Below are 21,980 nucleotides of genomic sequence, written 5' to 3' on the forward strand. Positions count from 1 at the left end.
CATATCGGGCATGACGCTGATGGTTCGCCTGCTGAAATGGGTTGTGAAAGCCGTGCTTGGCGCGGCCGCGATCCTGTTCGTCATGGCGCTTGGTGTTCTCCTTTTCGTGGCGCTCACTCCCGTTGGCGGACGGGTGGCGGCAGACCGAATCTCCGCAATTGTTTCCACCCCGGACCGAACCATCACCTTTTCGCGGCCGGAGGGCCTTTTGACCGGCGATCTGCGGATCGACACGCTTACCCTTTCCGACAAGGCAGGGCCTTACGCCCAGATCGGCGGCATCAAGGTTGACTGGTCACCAACGGCGTTGGCCGGAGGTGTTTTCCGTGCCGAACGTATTTCCGCCGAGACCGTGAATTTCATCCGTCCGCCGCGGCCCTCGAACACTCCGGAAGCACCTCAAACGACTTCGAGTTCTTCAGGATCCCCTCTCCCGATCGGCATCCGCGTCGCACAGATCGACCTGCCGGACATCAATCTCTCTCAGGCGCTTTCCGGACGGGATTTCTCCCTCTCGGTCAAGGGCTCGATAGATGCGACCGGACCCGACATCTCGCTCGATTTGCAGGCAACCCGGAAGGATGAGCCGGATGCAAAGGCATCCGCCGATGTGGTCTACGCCCCCTCCGAGAATCGTCTGACACTGAAAGCCGCTGTCTCCGAGCCGCAAGGTGGTCTGCTTGCCCGCCTCCTGCGCCTGCCGGGCGCGCCTGCGGTGGAACTGGCGCTCGACGGCGAAGGTCCGCTTTCCGATTGGGCCGGCAAATTGCAGGGCAGCGTCGGCGGCACCCCGGTCATCGCCGTCGACGGCAAGCACATGCTCATCGAGGACGGCAGGCACCGCGTCGAGGTGACTGGCGGCGGCCAGCTCGCAACCCTGTTGCCGCCCGCGTTCCGGCCTCTGTTCGACGGCACGACCGATATCAATGTCGCCGCAATCTATGCCGACTCCGGCCGCGTCGACATCGAACGCGGCAACCTCACCTCGGGCGCCGTGAAGATTTCCGCACAGGGGGTCTGGGATCCAACGGGCGACAACAGCCTCACTGCGGGTCTCGCCGGCACCAACGGTCCGGTAGCCTTCGTCTGGCCGATCAGCGGTCAGGAGAGCCGGTTTTCTTTCGAGAGCATCAATTTCACCCTGACGGGTGCCGCATCCTCGGCCCGCTTCAACGCAACGGCTGCCTTGAGCGCCGCCGAACTGCCGCAAGGTCGCTTCGGGCAAATCCGTCTGCAGGCGGAAAGCGAGGATCTCAATCTCATCGATCGCGCAGGCAGTATCCGCAGCCGGTTCACCGTTGCTCGCACGGACTTTACAAACGATAGCCTCGATCGAATCATCGGCGGGCCTGTGACGCTGGATGCGCCGCTCAGGCTCGCGCCGCCGGCGATCGGCCTCGACGCGGCGACCTTTGACAGCGCCAATGTCAATGGCACACTTTCTGGCGCCTATGACATGTCGAAGCAGGCTGTCACTGGTAATTTCCGTGTCTTCGCAAACCCTGCCGTGCTGCCGGCCGCGCTGGTCTCGAAGTTCGAGGGCAAACTTTCGGCCGAAGGTTATGTCAACGCGGCGACCGACGGCCGTGGCCGTGTAAGCCTCGAAAACTTCGTGATGCGCTCCAATGCAGTTGAGGCGAATGGTAACGTTGTTCTCGAAAACCAGACCGTGACCGGCCACCTTGCCGGCCGCATGCCGGACTTGAAGCGCTGGCTGCCCGAAGGCGAGGGCGCTGCGGGGTTCGACATCGCTGTCAACGGCCCGCTCGCCGCAATGGGCGTGAAGGCCGTTCTCAATTCCGCGGACGCACGTCTCGTCGGCCGCAAGCTCCAGAACATGAGCGTTGTCTTCGACGGTACCGCCGACCCGAACGCACCCAGGGGCAAGTTGACGGCCACGGGCTCGTTGGACGGCCAGCCGATCCGCGCCAACGCCGATATAATCTCGACACAGGGCCGTACGAGCGCACCGTCAATCAGCGCCGAGGTCGGCCCCAACAAACTCAATGGTGCGTTGAGCTTCTCACCCGATTTCCTGCCGGAAGGCCAGTTGAACTTCGATTTTCCGGATGTCTCGATGCTTGCCGCACTCGCCGCCCAACAGGCCCAGGGCGATCTCCGCGGCTCCGTGACTTTCAGCAATACGGATGGCCGGGCCGGCGCCGCAATCCGGGCCTCCGGCAATGCGCTTCGCCGCGGTTCGATCGAGATCGTCCAGCCGAACATCGATCTTGCCATTCCGGACATAAAGGCGATTGCGGCCGAGGGCACCGTGCGCGCCGCCCGCATCGGCGCCGGATCCGTTGGCGTCAGCGACATCAACCTTGACGTCAGCCATAGCGGCAGCAGGACAGGCTTCAACCTCACCGCCCAATACGACAATGCGCCGCTCAATGCCGTTGGTGATGTCCAGACCGATGGCGAGATCTCGGTGGGCATAGAGAATTTCACCGCCTCGCCACGCAACATCCCGGTTCGGCTTGCCGCCCCCACCCGTATTGCCATCGCCAATGGTGGTGCGCGGCTTGCCGGACTAACGCTCGCGACCGGCAGCGGCAGCGTCACCGTTAACGGCACTGCGGGCTCATCCCTCGACCTGACGGCCAATATCAACGCACTGCCTGCGAACCTGCTCAATGCCTTCGTTCCGGCGATCAACGCTGCCGGCACGATCTCCGGCACCGTGAACGCCACGGGGTCCACGTCCGCTCCTGCCATCCGCTATGATCTTGAATGGAATGATGCACAGCTTCGCCAGACGCGCGATGCTGGCATCAGTCCGTTTCGCCTCGAAGCAAGCGGAAGCTTTGCCAATGGGACGATCGCACTAGACACCACCCGCCTGACGGGGTCCGACGGCCTCGACCTGTCCGCCGCCGGCCGCGTTCTCCTTCAGAACGGTGTTCCGGCTCTCGACATCAACGCCCGTGCCAATGCGGTGCCCGCAAGCCTGATCAACGCCTTCGCGCCGAACCTGGGCGCCCGCGGCACAATTTCCGGGACAGTCACCGCAACCGGGACGCCGGAAGCGCCTGCCGTCCGTTACGATCTTCGCTGGGCCGATGCCGGCGTCAGCCAGACCGCATCTGCGGGGCTGGCACCACTGAACGTCACGGCAAACGGGACTTTCCAGAATGCTGCAGTCACCGTAGATACCAGACTTTCGGGTGGCGGTGGCATCTCGCTTGCGGGCCGCGGTTCGGTTTCACTGGCTGGCGAAAAGCCTCTCAACCTCAAATTCAACGGGCAATTGCCCTTCTCCATCCTCGCCGGCCAGCTTGCCGCTCAAGGCTTCGTGCTGGAAGGTACCGGCAATATCGATCTGGCAATCGGCGGCACGGCTTCGGCGCCGGCGATCACTGGCACGGCCTCCTCATCCGGCGCACGGCTTGTCGACGTGCGGCGCAACCTTGCCGTTACTGATCTTGCCGCCAATATCTCCTTCAACGGTAACAACGCCAATATTTCCCAGCTCTCCGGCGAGCTCTCAGGCGGCGGCAGCATCTCGATCCAGGGCTCGGTCGGCATTACGCCCGGCTCCGGCTTTCCGGCCGATCTGAGGATCACGCTGGCGCGGGCAACCTATGCGGACGGGACCCTCTTTGCCGCAACGGCCGACGGCGCCTTGACCCTGACCGGCCCGCTGACGTCAGGCCCCGTCCTTGGTGGCCGGGTAACGCTGACCAAGGCAGCGATCACCGTGCCTGCTCGGCTCCCGACCTCGCTTGCGGAAATAGACATCCATCACCGCAATGCCCCACCCGATGTGCTGCGACAGATGGAGGAACTCCGTCCCAGGGAGGCAACCGGCAGTTCGAGGCCGATCGCCCTCAATCTGCAGATCAGCGCTCCCAACGGCATCTTCGTCCGCGGTCGCGGTATCGATGCGGAACTCGGCGGTGACCTGACCATAACCGGCACAGCAGTAGATCCCATCGTCTCCGGCGGTTTCGAAATGCGCCGTGGACGCATCGTCATCCTCGCCAAGCGGCTCGATTTCACGGAAGGTGAAATCACCTTCGGCGGCGGGCTGATCCCGGTCCTGAACATGGAAGCCAGCACGACCTCGGCCCAGACGACAATCATCGTGAAGGTCAGCGGCGTGGCGAACGATCCGACCATCACCTTCTCTTCTTCGCCCGCCCTGCCGCAGGATGAGGTCCTGGCGCGGCTGATCTTCGGCCAGTCCATGTCCCGGCTTTCGCCGCTGCAGATCGCCCAGCTCGCCGATGCCGTTACCCAGCTCGCCGGTGGTGGTTCCACCTCCCTTCTCGAAACCCTGCGCAGCAATCTCGGCGTCGACGACCTCGATATCAACACCGACGAGACGGGCCAGACGACCGTCTCCGTCGGCCGCTACATCAACAATCGTACCTATGTGCAGGTCGAGCAGGGCGGCTCCGGCGGCGCCGAGGCCACGATCAATCTCGATATCGGCCGAGGCGTGAAACTCAAGGCCGGCGCCGGGACAGAAGGCGGCAAGGCCGGCATCTTTTACGAGCGAGAATACTGATTTCGAGCCTCATTTATCCTGCCTTTCCCGGAGAAGAGAATGAACTCCAAGGACATCACATTGATCGGCGTTCCCCTGGAAGAAGGGTCCGGCCGCGGCGGGTGCGCCATGGGCCCGGCAGCCTTCCGTCTGGCTGGCATTGTCAAGTCGCTGGAAGGCCTGGGGTTCCGCGTCAGCGATAGCGGAGACCTGCGCCCGGAACCTGCAACCGATCTCGAAGAGCGGCAGGATGCCAAGAATCTGCCGATCGTCGGCGCTTTCGCGCGGGCTCTGGAAAACCGGACCTATGAAAAGGCTAAAGCCGGTACGATACCCGTGATCATGGGCGGGGATCATAGCCTTTCCATGGGCAGCGTGCCGGGCATGGCCCGTTACGCTGCCGGGATCGGCCGGCCACTCTTCGTGCTCTGGATCGATGCTCATGCGGATTTCAACTCGCCGGAAACCTCGCCGTCAGGCAATATTCACGGAATGCCGGTGGCCTTCTTCACAGGACAGGCGGAATTCGCACCGATCCTCGACCGCGACCGCCCCATGGTCGACCCGCGGAATGTTTTCCAGATCGGCATCCGCTCCGTCGATGAAATCGAGCGGAAGATGATCGCCGAGCACGGCGTCAACGTCTTCGACATGCGCGCCATCGATGAGAACGGCATCGCAGCGATCATGCTTCAGGTGATCGATAGGGTAAACGCCGCCAACGGTCTTTTGCATGTCAGCCTCGACGTGGATTTCCTCGATCCGGATATCGCGCCGGGAGTAGGCACCACCGTACCGGGAGGCGCAACCTTCCGCGAAGCGCATCTGATCATGGAAATGTTGCATGATACCGGACTTGTCTGTTCGCTCGATCTCGTCGAGCTGAACCCGTTCCTTGACGATCGCGGCAAGAGCGCGCGGATCATGGTGGAACTGACGGCAAGCCTCTTCGGCCGGCGGGTCCTGGATCGCCCGACCCGTTCGGCTTGATCATCAGCGGCAAACACAAAAAATGCACGCCTTTCATGTAGAAAATTGATATAATAAAGTTTATGTACGTATTTTCCCCAAGGACATAAAGCAAATCATTGACCTGACGTTAATTTTTATGGGCTACTTCTTGTGAGACTCAAGTACCCCATGCAGCGCGGTGCTTATTTCGCAAAGAAGCGACTGGCGACTTGAGACGAAGCTCAACTCACAAGCTGGAGCAGACCAAGTCCATGTCCATCCTTTCTCTTCCAGGCGCCGACGCAAAAGCAATACTTGCAGCGCTCGGTAAATCGCAGGCGATCATCGAGTTTGATCTGTCCGGAAACGTCCTCACGGCCAACGAAAATTTCTGCAAGGCACTCGGCTATACGCTCTCCGAGATTGTCGGCAAGCATCACAGCATGTTCTGCGACCCGGCTTATACGAGGTCACAGGACTACAAGGACTTCTGGGCGCACCTGGGTAGCGGCAAATGTGATGCCACTACCTACAAGCGGATCGGGAAAGGGGGCCGCGAAATATGGATTCAGGCGTCCTACAATCCGGTCATGTCCGGCGGTAAGCCCTACAAGGTCATCAAGTTTGCGACTGACATCACTGCCGCAAAGCTGAAGGCCGCCGAAGACGAAGGGAAGATCAATGCGATCTCGCGGATCCAGGCTGTCATCGAATTTACACCGACCGGCGAGATCCTGACCGCCAACGATAATTTCCTGTCCTGCCTCGGCTACCAGCTCGCCGAGATTGCCGGCAAGCATCACAGCATGTTCTGCGAGCCGGCATTCCGTGACAGCCCCGATTATCGTCAATTCTGGAAGAAGCTGGCGGGCGGCGAAGCCATCGCCCAGGAATTCAAGCGCATCGGCAAAGGCGGCAAGGTGGTCTGGATCCAGGCCTCCTACAACCCGATCTTCGATGCCGATGGCCGGGTCTTCAAGGTTGTCAAGTTTGCGACCGACATTACCGAGCGGGTGCGCGCTGTCGATGATCTTGCCGTGGGCCTTACCGCGCTGTCCCATGGTGACCTCACGGCTCAGATCGAGAAGCCTTTCATCCCGACGCTGGAAAAGATCCGTATCGATTTCAACGAGGCGGTCGCCAAGCTGGCAGAGGCTATGCGTACGGTCGGCGAGAATGCAGAAGGCATCGCCGGCGGCTCCAGCGAAATCCGCCAGGCCTCCGACAGCCTGGCAAAGCGGACGGAACAGCAGGCAGCGGCAGTCGAAGAAACTGCGGCGGCGCTGGAAGAGATCAGCCGAACGGTTACCGACAGCGCCAAGCGCGCCGAAGAAGCAGGCGGCCTTGTCTCTCGCACGAAGAGCGGCGCCGAACATTCAGGCGCCGTTGTTCGCAATGCCGTCGGCGCGATGGATCAGATAGAGAACTCTTCCAAAGAAATCTCGAACATCATCGGCGTCATCGACGATATCGCGTTCCAGACCAATCTCCTGGCACTCAACGCAGGCGTCGAAGCAGCACGGGCGGGCGAAGCCGGAAAGGGCTTCGCGGTTGTTGCCCAGGAAGTCCGGGAACTCGCACAACGGTCCGCTACCGCAGCCAAGGAAATCAAGACCCTGATCTCCACCTCCTCGGAACATGTCAAGCGTGGCGTTGCCCTGGTTGGAGAGACTGGCAAAGCCCTGGAACAGATTATCGCCCAGGTGGAGGACATCAACGGCAATGTCGTCGCGATCGTGGAAGCATCCCGTGAACAATCCACGGGGATCCGCGAGATCAGCAACGCCGTGAATTCGATGGACCAGAACACACAGCAGAATGCGGCCATGGTCGAGGAAACGACGGCAGCCAGCCACAGCTTGGCCCGCGAAGCCGAAACCCTGCGCAATCTCCTGGCACAATTTAGATTTGGGCAACACTCTTCGCATAGAATTGCTCAAGCGCGACCTGATGCACGCCCTGTCGCATCGCCGGCACGCAATCTCATGGCAACGGTCGCGCGCGCCGCATCAGGGGGAGCCGCTGCCGCCCAGGCAACGGATAGTTGGGAAGAATTCTGATGGCTACGACAATCAACTCCACAAGCTACAGCGGCGAAACGCTGGAGATCATAGCTTTTCGTCTGCACGAACAGGAGTTCTGCGTGAAGACGACGACAATCCGCGAAATCCGCGGCTGGGCCCCTTCGACCCCGATCCCGCATGCGCCACCGGACGTGATCGGTGTCATGAACCTGCGCGGTTCCGTCATCCCGATCATCGACCTCGCCTACAAGCTCGGCATGAAGAGCACGGTCGCCAACGAGCGCAGCGCCATCGTTGTCGCCGAGGTGCATAACATGGTGATCGGCATGCTCGTCGACCGCGTCTCCGATATCCTCACCATTCCCTCGAGCCAGGTTCAGCCGGTTCCGGAGATTTCCGCCTCTTTCGACAAATCCTTCTCGGAAGGCATCATCGCAAACGAGAACGGGATGATCTGCTTCCTGAATCTCGCCAAGATGTTCAAGGGCACCGAGGCGGAAGACCTGGCCGCCTAAGCGGACCACGGATAAGCTTGCAAAGCCGCCCGCGCGACATCGCCGGCGGCTTTTGCTTTATTTGATGATCATTCCTTTGGTTCGAACGGGGCAGGCCTGCGTCCAGCCCCCTGACGATCGAGCATCCAGCGAGGATATTCCGGCGGCAGTGCGCTCACTTCGTCCAGCCTCGCCATATCATCGGCATCGAGCCTCAAGGTCACCGCCTTGAGATTTTCTTCGAGCTGCTCCAACCGTTTGGCTCCGATGATGACGCTGGTCACGAACGGCTTGGCCAGGATGTAGCCCAGCGCCACTTCCGCGACACTCGCGCCATGTTTGGCGGCTACTTCGCGCATGACAGCAACGCAGGCCCAGGCGCGATCCTTATCGACCGGCGGAAAATCGAAGCTCGCGCGGCGGCCTTCGCCGTTGCTTGACGCACCGGGACCGTACTTTCCGGAAAGCAGACCGCCGGCGAGCGGCGACCAGACCATCAGACCAAGCTTCTCTTCCTGCATCAACGGAACGATCTCGCGCTCCAGATCACGACCGGCGATCGAGTAATAGGCCTGCACCGTCTCGAAACGGGCAAAGCCCTTGCGTTCGGAAATGCCGAGCGCCTTGGCGATGCGCCAGGCCGCCCAGTTGGAAAGGCCGACATAACGCACGAGGCCGCGTGACACGAGATCGTCCAGCGCCCGCAACGTCTCATCGATCGGCGTCACCGTATCCGTGCCATGAACTTGATAGAGATCGATATGATCCGTCTGCAGCCGTTCGAGGCTTTGCTCTACGGAATCCATGATATGGCCGCGCGAAGAACCCCGATCGTTCGGCTTGTCGCCCATCTGGCCATGAACCTTGGTGGCGATGATTACGTCCTTGCGCGCTACGCCGAGATTTTTGAGAGACTGGCCGAGAATACGCTCGGAATTGCCGAGCGAATAAACGTTTGCCGTATCGATGAAGTTGACGCCGGCAGCCAGCGATCGCTCGACGATCCTGTCGGCGGCGTCCTGTCCGACGCCGGCGATCTGGCTCCATTGCGAGGCGGCGCCCGCCTCTCCGAACGTCATGGTGCCGAGGCAAATTTCTGAAACGAAAAGACCCGTATTACCGAGCTGATTGTAGCGCATGGAAAACTCCCGTGTGCACTGAAGGCTGAAGATCGAGATAATCTGTACGGAGCCGGGCGGCGCGCGGAACGCGCGGGATGAGCTTGGGGAAAGCGGCGTCAGGCTCCACGATCAATCTAGATCGCATTCCCGCTTCGTCAATCGGAGCCGCCTCCGTTTTTTTGAGAACTTTTATGTGAGCGAAGATTCGTCCGCCGCCCTGGGATGACGCGGCTCGGCAATCGTTGTTTCGCGATCCGGAAGACAGAAATTCGCGCTATCAGGCCCTGACTTCCGGGATGCTCGGTTCGGAAAGCGATTCTCCCGATGCCGGTCCCTTGCCACCGGGCGCCCCCTCCTCCGCGTCCTCTCCGATGCCGACGCCCGATCCGGCCTTGGCGTCCGGTCGGCGGATCAGCACCGAAGCCTTGATGACAAGCGGCAGAAGCCCCTCGCCGCCGTTGTCGAGATGCTCGAAAAGGTGCCAGCGCATGCGCGGCTCCCAGAACTTGTTGATATGTGTGGCGACCCCTTCGGCACGTACGTTTTCCGGCTGCGACATGAAGAAGGTGGCGATCTGGTTCGCCATCCGGATCAGTTTTTCCAGCCCCTGATCATGCGACATCGGCGACAACTCCAGTGGTAATGCGATCGGTACGCGTAAAGACTTCGAAATCCTCGCCGCGCGTCAGCGCGATGAGGGTCATACCCGCTTCTTCCGCCGTGCGGATGGCAAGCGCGGTCGGCGCTGAAATGGCGATCAGAAGGGCACTGCCGAGAATCGCCGTCTTCTGGACCATCTCGACCGAAATCCGGCTGGTGACGACGACCACGCCGGACGGGCCTTCGATGCCCTGCCGAACCAATGCGCCGGCCAGCTTATCGAGAGCATTATGGCGGCCGACATCCTCGCGTACTGCGATCAGGCCTTTGCCGGGCACGAAAAAACCGGCGCCGTGAACCGCATGGGTCTCGGCATGCAGCGGTTGCGCATCGTTGAGCGATGCGGCAGCATCAGTGACGTCCTTCAAGGTCAGCGCCAGCAGGACGGCCGAAACATCCGGCACGGGCCGTATCGCCTGATCGATCGACTCGATACCGCAAAGCCCGCAGCCGACCGGCCCGGCCATATGCCGCCGGCGGGTACGAAGGGCATCTTCCTTATCTTCGGCAAGCGTAACCTGCACGTCGAGGCCACGCCCTTCATCGACGACGCTGATCTCCTCTATCTCGTCCGCCGAGGTGATGATACCCTCCGTCAGGCTGAAGCCCGCGGCAAAATCTTCGAGATCGGCGGGCGTGCCCATCATGACCGCATGGGTGGAACCGCCATAGGAAAAGGCGATCGGCACCTCCTCGGGCACCACCCGCGAACCGGCGCGAATGACGCCATTACGACGAGCGATTTCCGGGACTGTGGCGGTGGTCTTGAGCAGATTCATGCGGTTACTCCGCAGCCTCCAATTTCCCCGCGATCCGCCGCGACCGGCGAGACAGTTCTTCATAGTCGCTCTGCCATTCGGTCGGACCGTTGGAGGGCGAAACCTGCACCGCCGTCACCTTGTATTCCGGGCAATTGGTCGCCCAGTCGGAGAAGTCGGTGGTAATCACGTTTGCCTGCGTGTTCGGGTGATGGAAAGTCGTATAGACCACGCCCGGCGCCATGCGGTCCGTGATCAGTGCCCTGAGCGCCGTATCACCGGAGCGGCTGGCAAGCTTCACCCAATCGCCGTCCTTGATGCCGCGCTGCTCGGCGTCATGCGGATGGATCTCCAGCCGGTCCTCCGTATGCCACGCGACGTTGTCGGTGCGTCGCGTCTGGGCGCCGACATTGTACTGGCTGAGGATGCGGCCGGTGGTGAGTAGCAGCGGAAAGCGCGGGCCTGTGCGTTCATCGGTCGCGACATATTCCGTGCGGATGAACTTGCCTTTGCCGCGCACGAAACCGTCGACATGCATGATCGGCGAGCCGGCCGGATGGGCTTCGTTGCATGGCCATTGAACCGAACCCATCTTGTCGAGATGGTCGTAGGAAACCAGGGCGAAACTCGGCGTGGTCGCGGCGATCTCGTCCATGATTTCGGATGGATGGGTATAGCTCCAGTTGAGCCCCATCGCCTGCGCAAGCTTCTGGGTCACTTCCCAGTCGGCGTAACCGTTCTTCGGGCTCATCACCTTGCGGACTCGGTTGATGCGGCGCTCGGCATTGGTGAACGTCCCGTCCTTTTCGAGGAAGGTCGACCCCGGCAGGAAGACATGCGCGTAGTTGGCCGTCTCATTCAAAAAGAGGTCGTGGACCACCACGCATTCCATCGCGGCAAGCCCTGCCGAAACGTGTTTGGTGTCCGGATCGGACTGCAGGATGTCCTCGCCCTGGATGTAGATACCCTTGAACGTACCCTCGACGGCCGCATCCAGCATGTTGGGAATACGCAGGCCCGGCTCGTTGTTGAGCGTCACCCCCCACATCTTCTCGAAGATGTCGCGGGTCGCGTCGTCGGAAATATGGCGATAACCCGGCAGTTCATGCGGGAAGGAGCCCATGTCGCAGGAACCCTGCACGTTGTTCTGGCCGCGTAGCGGGTTCACGCCGACCCCCGGACGGCCGATATTTCCGGTCGCCATCGCAAGATTGGCGATCGCCATGACCGTCGTCGAGCCCTGGCTATGTTCGGTGACGCCCAGGCCGTAATAGATCGCGCCGTTGCCGCCGGTGGCATAGAGCCGGGCCGCGCCGCGGACGAGGTCGGCCGGCACGCCGGTGAATTTTTCCGTCGCCTCCGGGCTGTGCTGCTCTTCGGACACAAAGGCTGCCCAGTCCTCGAATTCCGACCAGTCGCAGCGCTCGCGGATGAACTTTTCGTCGAACAGGCCTTCGGTGACGATGACATGCGCCAGCGCGGTCAGCACGGCGACATTGGTGCCCGGCTGCAACGGCAGGTGATAGGCGGCTTCCACATGCGGCGTGCGGACAAGATCGATACGGCGCGGATCGATGACGATCAGCTTGGCACCTTGGCGCAACCTCTTCTTCAGCCGCGAGCCGAAAACCGGATGACCATCAGTCGGATTGGCGCCGATGACGATCACCACGTCCGTGTGTTCGACGGAGTCGAAATCCTGCGTGCCGGCCGAGGTCCCGAAAGCCTGGCCGAGGCCGTAACCGGTCGGCGAGTGGCAGACGCGCGCGCAGGTATCAACATTGTTGTTGCCGAAGCCGGCGCGGATCAGCTTCTGCACAAGGAAGGTCTCTTCGTTGGTGCAGCGCGACGAGGTGATGCCGCCGACCGAGTCGCGGCCATACTGATACTGCAAGCGCCTGAATTCCGACGCCACGTGCGCAAAAGCCTCTTCCCAGGTCACTTCGCGCCACGGATCGGAGATCTTCTCGCGGATCATCGGGTTGAGGATGCGGTCCTTGTGGGTCGCATAGCCATAGGCGAAACGGCCCTTGACGCAGGAATGGCCGCGGTTCGCCTGGCCATCCTTGTAGGGCACCATGCGGACGAGTTCTTCGCCACGCATCTCCGCCTTGAAGGAGCAGCCGACGCCGCAATAGGCGCAGGTCGTGACGGCCGAATGTTCCGGCTGGCCGATGGCAATCACAGACTTCTCCGTGAGTGTCGCGGTCGGGCAGGCCTGTACGCAGGCACCGCAGGAAACGCATTCCGAATCCAGGAAATGCTCGTGCATGCCGGGCGAGACGCGGCTCTCGAAACCGCGACCTTCGATCGTCAGCGCGAACGTACCCTGCACTTCCTCGCAGGCGCGCACGCACCGCGAACAGACGATGCACTTCGACGGGTCATACGTGAAGTAAGGGTTCGATTCGTCTTTCGGCATCCACTTGGCGTTGATCTCGCCATTGTTGCGAGCCTTGACGTGATTGTCGCCTTCGTAGCCGTAACGGACGTCGCGGAGTCCCACCGCGCCGGCCATGTCCTGCAATTCGCAGTCGCCGTTGGCGGCGCAGGTGAGACAGTCGAGCGGGTGGTCGGAGATATAGAGTTCCATCACGCCGCGGCGGATGTCCTTCAGCCGGTTTGTCTGGGTGTGGACGACCATGCCAGGCATGACCGGCGTAGTGCAGGAGGACGGCGTTCCGGCGCGGCCTTCGATCTCCACGAGACAGAGGCGGCAGGAGCCGAAAGCGTCGATCATGTCGGTGGCGCAAAGCTTCGGCACCTGGATGCCGGCTTCCATCGAGGCGCGCATGATCGAGGTGCCTTCCGGCACGGTGATCTGCCGCCCGTCGATCGTAAGCGTCACCTGGGTTTCGGATCCGGACGCCGGCGTGCCGTAGTCGATTTCGTGAACGAGGGACATGATGTTACTCCGCCGCTTCGATAAAGGGTGTTGGAGCGAAATCCTCCGGGAAGTGATTCATCGCGCTCATCACCGGATAGGGCGTAAAGCCGCCTAATGCACAGAGCGAGCCGAACTTCATCGTGTTGCAGAGGTCCGCCAACAGCGCCTTGTTCTTCTCAGGCTCGACGCCTTGAGCAATCTTGTCGGCCGTTTCCACGCCCCGTGTCGAGCCAATACGACACGGCGTACACTTGCCGCAGCTTTCGATGGCGCAGAATTCCATCGCGAACCGCGCCTGTTTGAGCATATCCACCGTGTCGTCGAAAACGGTAATCCCCGCATGGCCGATCAATCCGTCCCTGGCCGCAAAGGCTTCGTAATCGAACGGCGTATCGAACAGAGCACGTGGGAAATAGGCGCCCAGCGGGCCGCCCACCTGCACCGCCTTTACCGGCCGTGCGCTTGCCGTGCCGCCGCCGATATGATCGACGATCTCACCCAGCGACAGGCCGAAAGCGGTCTCGTAGAGCCCGCCATATTTGACATTGCCGGCGATCTGGATCGGGATCGTGCCCCGCGACCGGCCCATGCCGAAATCGCGATAAAAGGCCGCCCCCCGATCCATGATGACCGGCACGGAAGCAAGCGAGATGACATTGTTGACCACGGTCGGACGGCCGAGGAACCCCTTCAATGCCGGCAGCGGCGGTTTGGCGCGCACGATCCCCCGCTTGCCTTCGAGAGAATTGAGGAGCGAGGTCTCCTCGCCGCAGACATAGGCACCGGCACCCGATCGGATTTCCATGTCGAACGCATGCGCCGACCCCATCACCGACGGTCCGAGGATACCGGCGACACGGGCGATCTCGACCGCCTCCGTCATCGTCTCGATCGCATGCGGATATTCGGAACGGATATAGACATAACCCTTGGTGGCACCGGTCGCGACGCCCGCAATGATCATGCCTTCGATCAGCACGAAGGGATCGCCCTCCATGATCATACGGTCGGCAAAGGTCGCACTGTCCCCTTCGTCGGCATTGCAGACGATGTATTTCTGCGGACCGGCCGCATCCAGAACCGTCTTCCATTTGATGCCGGTCGGGAAGCCCGCTCCACCACGTCCGCGCAGGCCGCTGTCAGTGACTTCCCTGACGATCTCGGCAGGAGCCATGGAGAGCGCTTTTTCCAGTCCCTTCAGCCCCTGATACTGCCGATAGTCATCAAGGGAAACCGGATCGGTAACCCCGCACCGGGAAAAAGTAAGACGCGTTTGCTGACGAAGGAACGGAATATCCTTCGTCAGCCCGAGACAGAGCGGATGATCGCCGCCCGTCAGGAATCCGGCATCAAATAGGCCTTTCACATCGCTCGCCTTCACCGGGCCGTAGGCGACACGGCCATGCCCATTGCGAACCTCGACGAGCGGCTCCAGCCAGAACATGCCGCGCGAGCCGTTGCGCACCACTTTCGCATCGAGGCCGCGGGCTGCGATCTCCTGGGTAATCGCCTTCGCCACCTTTTCGGCTCCGAGCGCGAGCGCAGCGGCATCGCGCGGCACGAAGATTGCCACCGTCATCGGCGCACCTCCGTAATGATCTCATCAAGACAGTGCTCGTCCACGCGGCCGTAAACCTCTCCGTCCAGCATTGCAGCCGGCGCGCAGGCGCAAAGGCCCAAACAGTAGACCGGCTCCAGCGTGACGGCGCCGTCCAGCGTCGTCTGATGAAAGTCGATCCCGAAAAGTTCACGGACACGATCGGCAATACGGTCACTGCCCATCGACTGGCAGGCCTCGGCGTGACAGAGCTTCAACACATGCCGGCCGGCCGGATGCTCGCGGAAATCATGGTAGAAAGTGACGACGCCATGCACTTCCGCGCGCGACAGGTTGAGTTCGCTGGCGATGATCGGCTTCACTTCCTCCGGCACATAACCGAACTCCGCCTGGATCGCATGCAGGATCGGCAACATCGGGCCTTCGAGATGCTTCAGATCCCTGATGATCTGAAGCGACCGCTCGGTGAACTCACCAGCGGAAATGCGCATGTTCATATCTTTTAGCCTCCCGGCTGATCCGACACGGCCCTCTTTTCGACCATTTGCGGATCAGAAAGCTGGCGAAGCCCTCCGGCGGTCGTACTTCACCTATGAAGGCGGACTCTCGCAACGCATGTCGCAACCGTCAATAAAGGAGATTGGTTGATCGATAGAAAAAAACTATCAATCCATCGCCGCAGGGCTCAGGTTGCGCGCTTCGTGCAATAGAGCGGAGACCAGCGGCGTAAACGGCTCTCGATGCGTCGCCACCAATCCGACGATATGACTGGCCTCAGGTTCAACGATCGGAATCGTGCTAATTTGCTTGGCGAATCCGAATGAACGAGCCACATTGCGCGGCATGATGCTCGCCCATCGGCCAGTGCCAACATGCGAGAGCAGCACGACCATAGAATTCGACTCAAGCATCGGCTCTATGGTGACGCCGGCATCTGCGAGATGCTGGTTGATGATCCGGCGGTTTTGCATGTCCGGCGTCAACAGACAGAGCCTAAGATCGGCCATCTCCTTCCAGGTCACCCGCTCGCGATCGGCCAACGGCGTACCGACTGCCGTGACCAGATTATAATGTTCGGAATAGAGCGGCACGCTCGTGACGCGGCCAAGCGGCTCGTTGTCGAGATAGGTGATCCCCGCATCGATCTCGAAATTGTCGAGCTGGGAGAGTACCTGCAGCGAATTGCGCGAGACGACCGAAAAGGTGACGTCCGGATGCTTTGCCTGGAAGGGTTCTGTGAGCCGCGGTATCATGGCAAGCGCGGTCGGGATCGCCGCGAGCCGGATGTGGCCCGCAAGCCCCTTGCGCGCGGCCCGCATCTCCTCGCGCATGGTGCGCGTGTCGCCGACGATGCGCTTCGCCCATTCCAGCACCCGTTGTCCCTCCGGCGTCAGACCCTGGAACCGGGAGCCACGAACCACGAGCTGCACGCCAAGGCTCTCCTCAAGCTGCCGTATCGCTGCCGAAAGCGATGGCTGCGAGATGCCGCATTCCTCGGCTGCCCGGCCGAAATGGCCTTCGCGTGCGAGCGCGATGAAGAATTCCAACTTGTCGATCATCGCAAACCTCCTGGCACCAGCGCTAACGCGTTGCGCGCCGGCATACAAGCCGGTTGGCAGCGATGACCCTAACCGATCCGCGTGGCCTTCAACCGCTCCTCGTTCAGCACGATGCCGAGACCGGGACTCTCACCGAGTTCCAGCCAGCCATTTTCATGCGTCAGCGGCTGGACAAGCGGGAAATCGCGCCGCGCTTCGCTCCATTCCGGATTGTCGTAAGGGTATTCGAGAAAGGGAGCATCGCCTGCGCCGGCCGTCAGATGCGCATTCGCCAGCACGCCGATCCCGTTCGTCCAGCTATGCGGCGTGAACATCACGCCCGCTTCGCGCGCCTGATAGACGAGCCGACGGCAGCCGGTGATACCGCCGACCAGCGCCACGTCCGGCTGGATCACGTCGAAGGCCCGTTCCTCGATGATGTCACGGAACTCGTAAAGCTCACGAGTCATCTCGCCGCCGGCGATCCGCACCGAGGTCGCCTCTCTGAGCGCTTTCATGCCCTTGAGGTCGGAACGATGCAGCGGCTCCTCCATCCAGTAGATATTGAGCCGTTCGAGTTCGCGCGCCACGATGAGCGAATCCTTGAAGGTCCAGGGCAGCGTCGTGTCCCAGGGCATGCGCCAACCCTGATTGCAATCGACCATCAGTTCCAGCCGATCGCCGACACGAAGGCGGATCGCTTCCAGCGCCTTCACGTCGTCGCGCCAGCTCGAACGCCCGCCGGCGGATGAGGAGAACCGCACTTTCATAGCGGTGAACCCTTCCTGGACATAATGCTCCGCCTGTTCCGCCATTGCGGAGGGATCTCGCAGCACGCCGGAAGAAGCGTAGAGCCGGACACGATCGGTTCGCCCTCCGAGCATGCGCCAGACCGGCTCGCCGGTTACCTTGCCCGCAAGATCCCAGAGTGCCAGATCGAGCGGCCAGCAGCGACCGTAATGGAAGTTGATGTGCGACAGAACCTCGTAATGTCGCTCGATATGACGCGGATCCTGACCGATGAACAGGTCTTCATGGCCGTCGAATCCCTTCATCAGATCACCGGAACCAATACCCTCGCGCCCATCCTCGTCCCGCACCCGGACGATCGTCGCGTCGAAATGATGCCGCGGCCGGCCGTCCCAGCTTGCCTTGAAAGGCGGATCGAGCTCCAGGCGGTGATGCGAAATTTCTATCGATGCGATCCGGCTCATGTCCCCTCCCCCGCCTATCCGAACTGCTGCCAGATGGTCTTGTAGTCGCAATATTTGTCGATCGCATGCACCGAACGGTCGCGCCCGAAGCCGGATTGCTTGAATCCGCCGAAGGGCGTTGCAAAGCTCGACATGTCATAGGTGTTGATCCACACAGTGCCGGCATGGATTGCTTCGGAAAAGCGGTGCGCCCGGTCCATGTCCTTCGTGAAGACCGCGCCGGCAAGCCCGTAGATCGTGTCGTTGGCAAGCCTCAGCGCCTCTTCCTCCGTATCAAAGGGGATAGTCGCCAGGACCGGGCCGAAGATTTCCTGCCGGGCGAGGCTCATGTCGTTGGTCATGTCCACGAACACGCCGGGCGAGACATAGTAACCGCCGGTGTCCGAAAGCACCCGCTCGGCACCAAAGGCACGCCGTGCACCTTCCTTCTCGCCGGTCGCGATCATGCCGAGCACCTTCTGCATGTGTGCTTCCTCGATCAGAGCGCCGATCTGTGCCGAGGGCTCGAAGGGATGCGCAAGCACAATATCGCTTTTCGTCACCGCCTCTATCTTCCCGATCAGTTCGTCCTGAACCGAGCGCTGCACGAGAAGCCGGGTCGAGGCATGGCAGGTTTCGCCGGAATTGTAGAAGCACCCCCAGGCAGCGGCCGAAGCGGCGGCATCGAGATCGGCATCCGCGAAGACGACGAGCGGGGACTTGCCGCCGAGTTCCAGTGCCACGCGCTTGACGTTCGATTGCGCCGCGTATCCCATGATCAGCCTGCCCACTTCGGTCGAGCCGGTAAAGGCAATCATATCCACATCCATATGCAGCGCCAGCGGCTTGCCGGCCTCTTCGCCATAACCGCAAACGACGTTCAGCACGCCCGCCGGAAGCCCCGCCTCGACAGCCAATGCAGCGAGCCGGATCGCCGAAAGCGAGGATTGTTCGGCAGGCTTTAGCACCACGGAATTGCCGGCCGTGATCGCTGGCCCGAGCTTCCAGGCATCAATGATCATCGGATAGTTCCAGGGCGTGATCGCTCCGACAACGCCGAGCGGCACCTTGCGCACCAGAGCGAGGGCGTTCGGTCCACTCGGTGCAATCTCGTCATACATCTTGTCGATCATCTCGGCATAATACTGGATGCCGTCCGCACACAGCCGCACGTCGACGTTCAGCGATGCCAGCACCGGCTTGCCGACATCAAGCGTCTCCAGCAGCGCAAGCTCTTCGCCATGGGCGCGGATCAACTCCGCCCAACGGAGCATGGCCTTTTTCTTTTCGAGCGGTTCTTGGCTTCGCCAGACGCCGCTTTCGAACGCTGCTCGTGCCACAGCAACCGCCGCATCGATATCCGCAGCATTGCCGCGAGCCAGTTCCGCGCCGGGCTTGCCGTCCATCGGGCGAACGCGGGTAAAGGTCTGTCCGGACGTCGAGGCCCGATATTCGCCATCGATGAAATGCCGGCCTTCCAGCGTCAGCGTCGATAGTTTCTTTTCCCAGTAGTCGCGGGTGTAGATTCCGGTCATCAGAGGGTCCTCGGGAGCGACATGATCTTGTCGGCGAACGCATCGATATCCGCATCGGACATGTCGCGGATTGTCGAACGCCGCATCGGCTGATTTTCCGGCGCACGCATCTCTGCGGCCAGATCGGCGGCATTGAAGGGTTCGAATGCCTTCGGCAGCGCGCGCACTATCCCGCAGCGATCCATCATGTCTGAGACGAAGGCCGGCAGCGCCGCAGCATCATCGAGACGGATCGCTTTGGCTGCGGCATGCAGATCGGCCGTATCGACTTCGACGAGCCACGGCAACGTCGCCTCGAAGCCGAGCGCAGTGGCCAGCCCGTGATGCACGGGCGCCAACCCCGCCAGCGCATGACTGATATTATGGGCTACCGCCGTCCCGCAATTGTCGATCGCGACGCCGGCATAACAGGAGCCGAGCAGCACCTTTCCGCGCGCATCGAGATTGCCAGACACCTTGACCGCCGTTTCCAGCGAGCCGGCGATGAGCCGCATCGCCTCATAAGCATAGAGCTTGGCACCCGTATGCGCATTGCGGTTGGTCGAGGCCTCGAAAGCGTGGATGAAGGCATCCATGCCGCACCAGGCCGTGAGATGCGGCGGCAGCGAAATCGTCAGCTTCGGGTCGAGGATGACGAGGTCCGCTTTGGTCTCCACCCCCCAGATCCACAGCTTCTTGCCTTCCGGACCCGTAAAAATGTTCGTCGCGGACGTTTCCGATCCCGTGCCGGCTGTCGTCGGCACCATGATCTTCTTGAGCGGATTCCTCGGCAGTTGGTTGGCGGCAAGCGCATAGAACATCGGATCGTCGCTGGACGTCGCACAGCAGGCTGCGATCTTGGCGATATCCAGCGCCGAACCGCCGCCGACACCGATCATTAGATCAGCGCCTCTGGCCGCTTCGGTCGCGGCTCGCACATGCGCAAGCTTCGGCTCTCCGGAAAAATCCGAATAAAGCCGCGCCTCAATCCCGATCTCGGCCAGATCGCCAGCAATTTCCCCGGCCAATCCCGAAGAGACCAGGAAGCCATCCATCACGATCAAGGCGGTTCGCGCACCCTCAAAGGCCTTTGCGGCGGATGCGATCTCACGAAACGCCCCGGCGGCGAAGCGGATACGAGGAATGGAAGAAGTCGAGAATGACACGGGCAGCAAATCCGGTTTGGGAATGCCTTCAGTCTGCATCACAATCTCAGCTCTTCAAATCCATCGGTTTTTCGGGATATTGGATGACTTGAGATTATGGAGAAACGTGATGCTCGACCGCATTCCTCTGGAAGCATTTCGCGTCTTCGACGCCGCCTGCCGCTTCATGAATTTTTCCCGCGCCGGCCGTGAGCTTCATATCACCCAAGCCGCCGTGAGCCGCCGCATCCAGGGGCTGGAGGATCAACTCGGCGCAAAGCTCTTCACCCGCCGCGGCCGCAATCTGGCCCTGACGCCGGAGGGTGAGCGGCTTTTCCAGCGAGTACGCGCAATGCTCGAATATCTGGAGGAAAGCCTTGAACCCTTCCGTGGCGGCGGGCGCGAAATCATCTCGATTGCTGCAAGCGGCTCGGTTTCGCATCTCTGGCTCGGCAAGCGGCTCAAGGATTTCGACAACGAAAGTCCCTCCGTTTCCGTACGGCTGCTGACGACGGATTCACCATCGGAACTGGCGTCCGAGGCCAACGATCTCGTCATCCTCTATTCCACCGGCGAACACCCGCGCTGGAATTTGACACTGCTGAGGAAGGAAATCCTGGTGCCGGTCGCCTCTCCCGCCTATCTTGCCCGAAGAGGCCTGGATGCCGCATCACTAACTGCCGATGAAGTTGCCGATCTTGATCTGATCGACTACGAGCGGTTCAACGCCAACTGGATCTCGTTCCGGCAATGGTTCACGCGCATCCCGCATCCGCCGAAAAGGTGGCCGAACCCGCGGCTTTCCTTTTCCACCTATTCGCTGGCAATCGACGCGGCCCTGCAGGGCGAAGGCATCACACTCGGCAGCATCGGACTGATCGCGGAACAACTTGCATCCGGGGCACTGATCGAAGTCGGATCGAATCGGATCGAAACCGGTTACGGCTATTATCTTGGCATGCCACGCTACCGCTCCCTTTCACCGGGGGCGGCGCGCCTGCATCAGCACCTGCTCGCAGGTCAATAGACAAAAGAAAAGCGGCCTTTTGGGCCGCCAGCAATTCTTGAATGGTTGGGCACTCAGGCCGGCATGACGATGCCGTTGAGATGGGTCAGTTCTGCCAGGAACAGTTCCAGCTTGGTCTTGTGCTCATCGCTTTGGGCTTTATCGATCTCGGCCTGTGTAACCTCGATCCGCCGCTGCAGCGTCTCGCGCGTCACTTCGCTGAGCGGCACGGCGGATTCGGCAAGCAGCGTGCAGCCGGTCGGCAGGATGTCGGCGAAGCCGCCGAACACCACGTATTTGTTGACCTGGCCGGAGGCGAGTTTCACGGAAACCACGCCCGGCTTGATGGTCGTCATCGTCGGCGCGTGGTTGGCCAGCACCGTCATTTCGCCGAGAGTGGCCGGAATCACCACTTCGGTGACCTTCTCCGACACGAGGAGACGCTCGGGCGAAACCAGTTCAAAATTGAAAGCGTCGGCCATAACGGTCCACTTCCTTAGAGCAATTCCAGCAAAAATTCCTAGCGGTTTTGCATCCGGAATCGCGGGAAAACAAAAGTCAGAGCATCAAAGGCGATTCTGTTTTAGCCGAGATGCTCTGTGTTCTATGCAATGACGGCGCACCGGAAATTTTCCCGCG

The 21,980-nt window shown here is 61.2% G+C and carries 16 protein-coding genes; 5 read left to right on the forward strand and 11 right to left on the reverse strand.

All coding sequences use genetic code 11. From position 1 onward, the window contains the following. The first annotated feature begins 10 nt into the window (after positions 1-10). The 4 genes from QEO92_RS21180 to QEO92_RS21195 all read left to right on the forward strand — a co-directional run bounded on the left by QEO92_RS21180 (position 11) and on the right by QEO92_RS21195 (position 7,982). The gene (locus tag QEO92_RS21180; RefSeq protein ID WP_227704323.1) at positions 11-4,513 is read left to right on the forward strand and encodes a translocation/assembly module TamB domain-containing protein; all 4,503 of its coding nucleotides are present in this window, start codon (positions 11-13) and stop codon (positions 4,511-4,513) included. Between the two features lie 39 nt (positions 4,514-4,552). Further along, the gene (gene rocF / locus QEO92_RS21185) at positions 4,553-5,482 is read left to right on the forward strand and encodes an arginase (RefSeq protein WP_227704324.1); all 930 of its coding nucleotides are present in this window, start codon (positions 4,553-4,555) and stop codon (positions 5,480-5,482) included. A gap of 233 nt (positions 5,483-5,715) precedes the next feature. Then, positions 5,716-7,503 carry a methyl-accepting chemotaxis protein gene (locus QEO92_RS21190; RefSeq protein WP_227704325.1) on the forward strand — a complete coding sequence of 596 codons (1,788 nt, stop codon included), beginning with the start codon at positions 5,716-5,718 and terminating at the stop codon, positions 7,501-7,503. Continuing rightward, on the forward strand, positions 7,503-7,982 hold the full coding sequence (locus tag QEO92_RS21195; RefSeq protein WP_037156852.1) for a chemotaxis protein CheW: 480 nt from the start codon (positions 7,503-7,505) through the stop codon (positions 7,980-7,982). Before QEO92_RS21190 ends, QEO92_RS21195 begins: the two co-directional genes overlap by 1 nt. Before the next feature lie 68 nt (positions 7,983-8,050). Here QEO92_RS21195 and QEO92_RS21200 read toward each other — a convergent pair whose 3' ends face one another. From QEO92_RS21200 to QEO92_RS21245, 10 genes are all read right to left on the reverse strand, one after another. Further along, entirely contained in the window at positions 8,051-9,100 is a 1,050-nt protein-coding gene (locus tag QEO92_RS21200) for an aldo/keto reductase (RefSeq protein WP_227704326.1), read from the reverse strand. 259 nt (positions 9,101-9,359) lie between these two features. Beyond that, positions 9,360-9,704 carry a formate dehydrogenase subunit delta gene (locus QEO92_RS21205; RefSeq protein WP_227704327.1) on the reverse strand — a complete coding sequence of 115 codons (345 nt, stop codon included), beginning with the start codon at positions 9,702-9,704 and terminating at the stop codon, positions 9,360-9,362. Next, the gene (gene fdhD / locus QEO92_RS21210) at positions 9,694-10,521 is read right to left on the reverse strand and encodes a formate dehydrogenase accessory sulfurtransferase FdhD (RefSeq protein ID WP_227704328.1); all 828 of its coding nucleotides are present in this window, start codon (positions 10,519-10,521) and stop codon (positions 9,694-9,696) included. Before fdhD ends, QEO92_RS21205 begins: the two co-directional genes overlap by 11 nt. Positions 10,522-10,525: 4 nt before the next feature. Continuing rightward, on the reverse strand, positions 10,526-13,405 hold the full coding sequence (gene fdhF / locus QEO92_RS21215) for a formate dehydrogenase subunit alpha (protein ID WP_037156843.1): 2,880 nt from the start codon (positions 13,403-13,405) through the stop codon (positions 10,526-10,528). Positions 13,406-13,409: 4 nt separating this feature from the next. Next, positions 13,410-14,966, reverse strand: a complete 1,557-nt coding sequence (locus QEO92_RS21220) for a formate dehydrogenase beta subunit (RefSeq protein WP_037156842.1) — start codon at positions 14,964-14,966, stop codon at positions 13,410-13,412. Continuing rightward, positions 14,963-15,442 (reverse strand): formate dehydrogenase subunit gamma, encoded by a 480-nt coding sequence (locus QEO92_RS21225; RefSeq protein ID WP_227704329.1) that lies wholly within the window; start codon positions 15,440-15,442, stop codon positions 14,963-14,965. The genes QEO92_RS21220 and QEO92_RS21225 overlap by 4 nt, the downstream gene beginning before the upstream one ends. A 168-nt stretch (positions 15,443-15,610) precedes the next feature. Further along, entirely contained in the window at positions 15,611-16,504 is an 894-nt protein-coding gene (locus QEO92_RS21230) for a LysR family transcriptional regulator (RefSeq protein ID WP_227704330.1), read from the reverse strand. 68 nt (positions 16,505-16,572) lie between these two features. Next, positions 16,573-17,697 carry a mandelate racemase/muconate lactonizing enzyme family protein gene (locus QEO92_RS21235; RefSeq protein ID WP_227704331.1) on the reverse strand — a complete coding sequence of 375 codons (1,125 nt, stop codon included), beginning with the start codon at positions 17,695-17,697 and terminating at the stop codon, positions 16,573-16,575. 14 nt (positions 17,698-17,711) lie between these two features. Further along, positions 17,712-19,211, reverse strand: a complete 1,500-nt coding sequence (locus QEO92_RS21240; protein WP_227704332.1) for an aldehyde dehydrogenase — start codon at positions 19,209-19,211, stop codon at positions 17,712-17,714. Next, positions 19,211-20,395: an iron-containing alcohol dehydrogenase gene (locus tag QEO92_RS21245; RefSeq protein ID WP_227704333.1), complete on the reverse strand. Its 1,185-nt coding sequence runs from the start codon at positions 20,393-20,395 to the stop codon at positions 19,211-19,213. The genes QEO92_RS21240 and QEO92_RS21245 overlap by 1 nt, the downstream gene beginning before the upstream one ends. 70 nt (positions 20,396-20,465) lie before the next feature. Between QEO92_RS21245 and QEO92_RS21250 the strand changes: the two genes are divergently transcribed. Further along, positions 20,466-21,362, forward strand: coding sequence for a LysR substrate-binding domain-containing protein (locus QEO92_RS21250; protein ID WP_227704334.1), 897 nt, complete (start codon positions 20,466-20,468; stop codon positions 21,360-21,362). Positions 21,363-21,415: 53 nt separating this feature from the next. Here the strand turns inward: QEO92_RS21250 and QEO92_RS21255 are convergent, their stop codons facing one another. Then, entirely contained in the window at positions 21,416-21,823 is a 408-nt protein-coding gene (locus QEO92_RS21255) for a F0F1 ATP synthase subunit epsilon (RefSeq protein ID WP_227704335.1), read from the reverse strand. Positions 21,824-21,980: the final 157 nt, after the last annotated feature.

The sequence above is a fragment of the Neorhizobium petrolearium genome (assembly GCF_029854435.1).
Lineage (GTDB): Bacteria > Pseudomonadota > Alphaproteobacteria > Rhizobiales > Rhizobiaceae > Neorhizobium > Neorhizobium petrolearium.

Excerpts from the sequence above, each read along its gene's own strand:
- QEO92_RS21250 (WP_227704334.1), top strand. The coding sequence starts at position 20,466 with ATGCTCGACCGCATTCCTCTGGAAGCATTTCGCGTCTTCGACGCCGCC.
- QEO92_RS21235 (WP_227704331.1), bottom strand. The coding sequence starts at position 17,697 with ATGAGCCGGATCGCATCGATAGAAATTTCGCATCACCGCCTGGAGCTC.
- QEO92_RS21230 (WP_227704330.1), bottom strand. The coding sequence starts at position 16,504 with ATGATCGACAAGTTGGAATTCTTCATCGCGCTCGCACGCGAAGGCCAT.
- fdhD (WP_227704328.1), bottom strand. The coding sequence starts at position 10,521 with ATGAATCTGCTCAAGACCACCGCCACAGTCCCGGAAATCGCTCGTCGT.
- QEO92_RS21200 (WP_227704326.1), bottom strand. The coding sequence starts at position 9,100 with ATGCGCTACAATCAGCTCGGTAATACGGGTCTTTTCGTTTCAGAAATT.
- QEO92_RS21255 (WP_227704335.1), bottom strand. The coding sequence starts at position 21,823 with ATGGCCGACGCTTTCAATTTTGAACTGGTTTCGCCCGAGCGTCTCCTC.
- QEO92_RS21245 (WP_227704333.1), bottom strand. The coding sequence starts at position 20,395 with ATGCAGACTGAAGGCATTCCCAAACCGGATTTGCTGCCCGTGTCATTC.
- fdhF (WP_037156843.1), bottom strand. The coding sequence starts at position 13,405 with ATGTCCCTCGTTCACGAAATCGACTACGGCACGCCGGCGTCCGGATCC.
- QEO92_RS21220 (WP_037156842.1), bottom strand. The coding sequence starts at position 14,966 with ATGACGGTGGCAATCTTCGTGCCGCGCGATGCCGCTGCGCTCGCGCTC.
- QEO92_RS21190 (WP_227704325.1), top strand. The coding sequence starts at position 5,716 with ATGTCCATCCTTTCTCTTCCAGGCGCCGACGCAAAAGCAATACTTGCA.
- QEO92_RS21225 (WP_227704329.1), bottom strand. The coding sequence starts at position 15,442 with ATGAACATGCGCATTTCCGCTGGTGAGTTCACCGAGCGGTCGCTTCAG.
- QEO92_RS21240 (WP_227704332.1), bottom strand. The coding sequence starts at position 19,211 with ATGACCGGAATCTACACCCGCGACTACTGGGAAAAGAAACTATCGACG.
- QEO92_RS21180 (WP_227704323.1), top strand. The coding sequence starts at position 11 with ATGACGCTGATGGTTCGCCTGCTGAAATGGGTTGTGAAAGCCGTGCTT.
- rocF (WP_227704324.1), top strand. The coding sequence starts at position 4,553 with ATGAACTCCAAGGACATCACATTGATCGGCGTTCCCCTGGAAGAAGGG.
- QEO92_RS21195 (WP_037156852.1), top strand. The coding sequence starts at position 7,503 with ATGGCTACGACAATCAACTCCACAAGCTACAGCGGCGAAACGCTGGAG.
- QEO92_RS21205 (WP_227704327.1), bottom strand. The coding sequence starts at position 9,704 with ATGTCGCATGATCAGGGGCTGGAAAAACTGATCCGGATGGCGAACCAG.